This is a genomic window from Clostridium sp., assembly GCF_021443865.1.
In the GTDB taxonomy this organism is placed as follows: domain Bacteria; phylum Bacillota; class Clostridia; order Clostridiales; family Clostridiaceae; genus Clostridium.
In genome coordinates, this window is sequence record NZ_JABUTB010000111.1 from 1 (window position 1) to 5788 (window position 5788).

6 protein-coding genes are annotated in these 5788 nt (G+C 28.0%); 1 reads left to right on the forward strand and 5 read right to left on the reverse strand.

Annotated elements, in window-relative coordinates; all coding sequences use genetic code 11:
- The 3 genes from HUJ77_RS13995 to HUJ77_RS14005 all read right to left on the reverse strand — a co-directional run.
- Positions 1 to 350 (reverse strand): NAD(P)H-hydrate epimerase (locus tag HUJ77_RS13995; RefSeq protein ID WP_291709636.1); only part of this gene is annotated, 350 nt, incomplete at its 3' end.
- Positions 350 to 718, reverse strand: a complete 369-nt coding sequence (acpS, locus tag HUJ77_RS14000; RefSeq protein ID WP_291709638.1) for a holo-ACP synthase — start codon at positions 716 to 718, stop codon at positions 350 to 352. The genes HUJ77_RS13995 and acpS, both read right to left, overlap by 1 nt.
- Before the next feature lie 52 nt (positions 719 to 770).
- On the reverse strand, positions 771 to 1076 hold the full coding sequence (locus HUJ77_RS14005; RefSeq protein WP_291709640.1) for a DUF6514 family protein: 306 nt from the start codon (positions 1074 to 1076) through the stop codon (positions 771 to 773).
- A 445-nt stretch (positions 1077 to 1521) separates the two neighbouring features.
- Here HUJ77_RS14005 and HUJ77_RS14010 point away from each other — a divergent pair, with 445 nt between their 5' ends.
- Positions 1522 to 4167: an FAD-dependent oxidoreductase gene (locus HUJ77_RS14010; RefSeq protein WP_291709642.1), complete on the forward strand. Its 2646-nt coding sequence runs from the start codon at positions 1522 to 1524 to the stop codon at positions 4165 to 4167.
- A gap of 68 nt (positions 4168 to 4235) precedes the next feature.
- Here the strand turns inward: HUJ77_RS14010 and HUJ77_RS14015 are convergent, their stop codons facing one another.
- On the reverse strand, positions 4236 to 4613 hold the full coding sequence (locus HUJ77_RS14015; RefSeq protein ID WP_291709644.1) for a single-stranded DNA-binding protein: 378 nt from the start codon (positions 4611 to 4613) through the stop codon (positions 4236 to 4238).
- Positions 4614 to 4814: 201 nt separating this feature from the next.
- On the reverse strand, positions 4815 to 5651 hold the full coding sequence (locus HUJ77_RS14020) for a YihY/virulence factor BrkB family protein (protein ID WP_291709646.1): 837 nt from the start codon (positions 5649 to 5651) through the stop codon (positions 4815 to 4817).
- Between the last annotated feature and the right edge of the window lie 137 nt (positions 5652 to 5788).

Below are 5788 nucleotides of genomic sequence, written 5' to 3' on the forward strand. Positions count from 1 at the left end.
AAATCTTTTAAAAGATTTATATCCTCTATTTTTGTTATATATATAAAGTTATTAGTAAGCTTCTTTAAAATATTTAAATTTATAAGAAAGTCCTCTGAATACTTTTCATTCTTACTTACTATAACAATACAGACATCCTTTTCTTCTAAAATTAACTTTCTTGCAATAGCTAAACCGTCTCCACCATTATTTCCATTCCCACAAAAAATTATAAATTTATCATCTAAATTAACTATTTTTCTTAAAACCTCATTAGCAGCATTCTCCATTAATACAAGACTTGGTATTCCAACCTCATCAATAGTATATTTATCTAATGCCTTGCACCCATCTCTAGACATTATCTCCATTACAACTCCTCCAATATAGCAAAAGCTATTGCAGATGTTTTATTATGTGATATGGATATGTTTAATTTATATTTTCTATTTATAATATTTTCTATAACAGTATTTAAATATGCTACAGGTTTTCCAAAATCATCTCTTAAAACTTCCATATCCACTAATGAAAATCCACTAATTCCAGTTCCCAAAGCTTTACTTATAGCTTCTTTAGCCGCAAAGTTTCCAGCTATAACCTCTGATCTCATATTCCTCTTATTAAACATTTCAATTTCTTTTTCAGTAAATACCTTTTTTATAAAGTTCTTATTATTCTTAATAGCGCTATCAACTCTGTCTATTTCTATTATATCTGTTCCTATTCCAATAATCACAAAATCACCTCTTTATATAGTTTACTATATATGTGATTTTATTTTCCATAAATTATATATTAAAATCAGAAACATATCTGTCAACATATTCACCTAATATGTCAACAAGGTGTATAGGAGAAACTTGATACTTATAAACTAACTCTAAAAGTTCCTTAACCTTTTCTTCTTTATTAGAAATTTTATTTAAGGAATCTCTTTCAATTCTCACAACTTGTCCTTCTATTAAGTCCTGTCTTTCTATTTCTATACCAAAAGCCTGTCCAAAATCGAAGTCCTTTTTTGTCATCCTAAAATAATATTGACTTTCTTTATTATCATTTTTGAAATTACTATATAGGCTATTAACAATATACATACAACTATCCACTCCCATAAATATTTATTTGCTGCCTAACACAATATTACATTATCACATTTTTTATCAAAACAATGTCAAACTGTGTTTATAACTTACACAAAATATTTCTCGATTTTTCTACAAAATTCACCTTTCATTATATTTTTTTTAGTTTTTATTTAATATATATAAAATTTTGTAATGAAATTGTGAAAATATTGAATACAAATAATATAATTTAACATATTTATCCATAAAAATTCAAAATTTATCCAATGTATTTAATTTTTTTGTATTTTTTTGTGTATTATTTTTTTTAATATTAACTGCATATTTTACAATATAAAATTGAATATTAAATGCAAATTTAAGAAATTTGTTATTGATATTGTTAATAATTAGACATATAATAATTTTATAATAGTAGTTATTAATTAATATTTATTTAAAGGAAGGTGTTAACTTGAAATCACTAGAGTTAAAGAAAGATATACACTGGGTCGGAGCCTTAGATCCAGGTTTAAGAGTTTTTGATATTATTATGTACACCCCTTATGGAACAAGCTATAACTCATATGTAGTAAAAGGGAGTGAAAAAGTAGCTGTTTTCGAAACAGTAAAGGCACAATTTTTTGATCAATACATTGAAAGACTTAAAGATTTAGATATCGATATTAATAAAATTGATTATATAGTAGTAGATCATACAGAACCAGATCACGCTGGATCAGTCGCTAAATTGTTAGAATTTTCACCAAATGCAAAAGTTGTAGGATCAGCTCCTGCCATAAAATTCATGAAAGAAATTGCTAATAGAGAGTTTGAATTTATTGTAGTTGGTGATGGAGATACTTTAGGTTTAGGTAATAAAACATTACAATTTATATCTGCTCCATTCCTACATTGGCCAGATTCAATTTATACTTATGTCCCAGAAGATGAAGTTTTAATTACTTGTGATTCATTCGGAACTCACTATTCATCTGAGGCTGTAATAAATAGTAATGTTGAAAATAGAGAAAATTACTTAGAATCATTAAAATATTACTTTGATTGTATTTTTGGACCATATAAGTCATTTGTTTTAAAAGCTATTAAAAAAATAGAAAACTTAAAAATAGATATGATTCTACCTGGTCATGGACCTGTATTAGTAGAAAATCCAATGGAAGTTGTAGAATATTATAGAACTTGGAGTACTCCAAGAATTCCATCTGCAAATGAAAAGAAGATTGTAACTATACCTTATGTTTCAGCTTATGGTTATACAGCTTCTTTAGCTAAAAAAATCGCAGAAGGTATAGAAGCTTCTGGAAATATAGAAGTTAGATTATTTAATGTTATTGAAAATGAATTAAGTGATATAATTGCTAGCATTAATGAATCTGATGGATTATTATGTGGTTCTCCTACTATAGTTGGAGAGTTACTTGAACCAATTCGTGATGTTCTTTCAAAATTAAATCCAGTAATTCACGGTGGAAAATTAGCTGCAGCCTTTGGTTCTTATGGATGGAGCGGTGAAGCTATTCCTAGAATGGAAACTAGACTTAAAGAATTAAATATGAGACTTTATCCAAGCCTTAAGATTAACTTTAAACCATCAGATGCTGAATTAGATGAAACATTTGAATTTGGATTAAATTTCGGAAAGATTTTACTTGGAGAAAATGAACTTCCAGTTGAAAATAAAGATACAGTATCTGAAAAGAAACAAAGCAGTGCATCTACTGAATCAAAAGGTGGATTAAAACTTTGGAAGTGTGTAATTTGTGGTGAAATAATTGAAGCAGAAACAGTTCCTGAATACTGTCCTGTATGTGGAGCTGGAAGTGAAGCATTTGTAGAAGTTCAAAGAGAGGTAACAACTTATAAGATAGATAAGGAAGAAACCTACGTCATTATAGGTAATGGTGCTGCTGGATTCTATGCTGCTAATGCTATTAAGCAAAGAAACGAAAGTGCTATTATTAAAATAATTTCAAATGAACCAGTTCATTCATATGTAAGAACTCAATTATCTGACTTAATTACTGAGAAAATGGACGACTCATTCTATCTTGCTAAAGCTAACTGGTATAAAGAAAATAATATTATAGAAATACTTAATGTAAATGTTGATAGTATTGATAGAGAAAATAAAGTTGTAAGATTAGATAATAAACAAGGAGTTCGCTATGATAAATTAATTTTAGCTAATGGTAGTTATAACTTTGTTCCACCTACTAAGGTGAAATTAAGTGATTCAGAAGTTGAAATTAATTCTTGGACTTACAATACTATAAAAGGTATTCATACAATTAAGAAAATTGCCGATGTTGATAATCTAAAAAAAGAATTACCTGAAACTAAAAATGTTGTAATAATTGGTGGTGGATTATTAGGTTTAGAAGCTGCTTGGGAAATTCAAAAACGTGATATTAATGTTACTGTTATTGAATTAGCAGATAGAATGCTACCTCGTCAATTAGACAAGGATGGCTCTAAATTATTTGAAAGCTTAGTTAATAAAACTCCAGTTAACGTTCTTTTAGGAGCTTCTGTTGATTTTATAAATGCCGATGAAACTGGTGTTAAATCAGTTCAACTAAAGAATGGAGAAGTTATAGCTGCTGATTCAGTTATATTCTCTGTAGGGGTTAGATCAAATATATTCTTAGCTCAACCTTCTGGTATCCTATGTAATAGGGGTATTATAGTTAATGACTACATGGAAACAAATATCGGTGATATTTATGCATGTGGTGATGTTGCAGAGTGCGACGGAATTTATTACGGAAACTGGCCTGCTGCTATAGAAATGGGTAAAGTAGCTGGTGCTAATGCAACTGGAGATAAGGTTAAATTTGAAAAATTTGTTTCATCAACAATCTTCCAAGCAATGAATACCCAAGTATTCTCTGCTGGAACTGTTAATTTTGATGATCCAATATTAGAAAAGGTTGGATACGTAGATGAAACAAATAATAAATACTCTAAATTATTCTTCCAAAACAATAAATTAGTTGGTGGTATTTTAATTGGAGATGTTTCAACTTCAGTTAAAATCATGGAAGGAATTCAAAAAGGAGAAGATAAAGCTACTGTTTTAAGTAAGGGTGCTATCTAGATAATTAGTAAGGAGCTATATTTATATTAAATACAGCTCCTTACTTTATTTATGCTATTTCTAATTCTTTAGTTACTAGCTAATTCATCAAAATTGTTATCTGATGGATTATTTTCTTTTTCATTTCTTCTATTACCAACAAATTTGAAATCCTCTGCTACAACTTCAGCAATATACTTTTTATTTCCATCCTTGTCTTCATAGCTTCCTGTTCTTAATCTACCACTTAAGCTTATATAGCTTCCTTTTGTTAAATACTGACATACCACTTCTGCTTTTCTGCCCCAAAAAGTAACTGGAATTAAATCTGATTTTCTTGTTCCATCTTGAGCCTTGAAGTTTCTATCTACTGCAATAATAAACCTTGTAAATACTTTATTGCCTTCTTCTAAGGTTCTAAGTTCAGGGTCCTTTATTAATTTTCCTAGTAATACAATTTTATTCATTCTTACACCTCCTGAATATTTCTTCTTTGATTATATCCACTTAATACTTTTCTATTCAGAATTTATAATGTTTATTGTTTACTATAAAAAAGAGGATAGTTATATATTATTTTAGGAATTATAAAATCTAACTCCTCTTAATATAATAACTATCCTATCATATATATATATTAATAACTTCTATCCTTTAAATCATAAAATCTATTCTCTTATTGTATTTCGAACTGAATTAAATTCTGCACCAACAATCAGCATTACAGATGTAATATATAACCAGGTCATAAGTACAAATACTGCTCCTATGCTTCCATAAAGTCTAGAATAATTAGCTATATTATTAATATAGTAGGAGAATCCTAATGATACTATTATCCATCCAAAGGTAGTTATTATTGCCCCTAAATATACCTCTCTCCATGGAATTTTCTTTGCTGGACCATATCTATACATACTAGCAAATGCCATTATCATAACTAATACAACTATTATATATCTACTGATATTCCATACCCTAGTTATAACTTCTTCAAATGGGAATATTGCTAAAAGATACTTTCCAATTAGCTCTCCAAATACTAACATTGCTAATGTTACTGCTATAACTAGCACTAATGCAAATGTAAAAATAATGGCTACAAAAGCTCTTTTAATAAAAGACCTAGTATCTTTAATGTCATATGCCTTATTTAATCCCTTAATAACAGCTCTAAATCCTGATGAAGCTGACCAAATAGTTGCGGCAATAGATGCCCCTAATAGACCTACATATTGAGTATCTATTATTTCAACTACTGTAGAATCCACTAACATATAGACATTATTAGGTAAAATTGCTCTTAGTCCATCTAATATATCTGCAGCGTCTAACTTAATAAACCCAATTACCGACATCAAGAATATTAATAGTGGGAAAAATGATAACATTAAATAATATGCTAATTGAGCTGCTAATGCAAAGATGTCATCGTCTTTTATTTTTACAAAAAAATACACTAATCCAGTTAAAAATGATCTTTTATTTTCATCTTTATTTCTCATATTATCACCCCATTAATACTTGTTATTTGTTATATCTATATATAATACTACATTATATTAAAATTTATAAGTAGAAAAAGTTAAATCTTTCTAAAGAAAATATATTATAGTATAATTTTATATATATATTTATATTA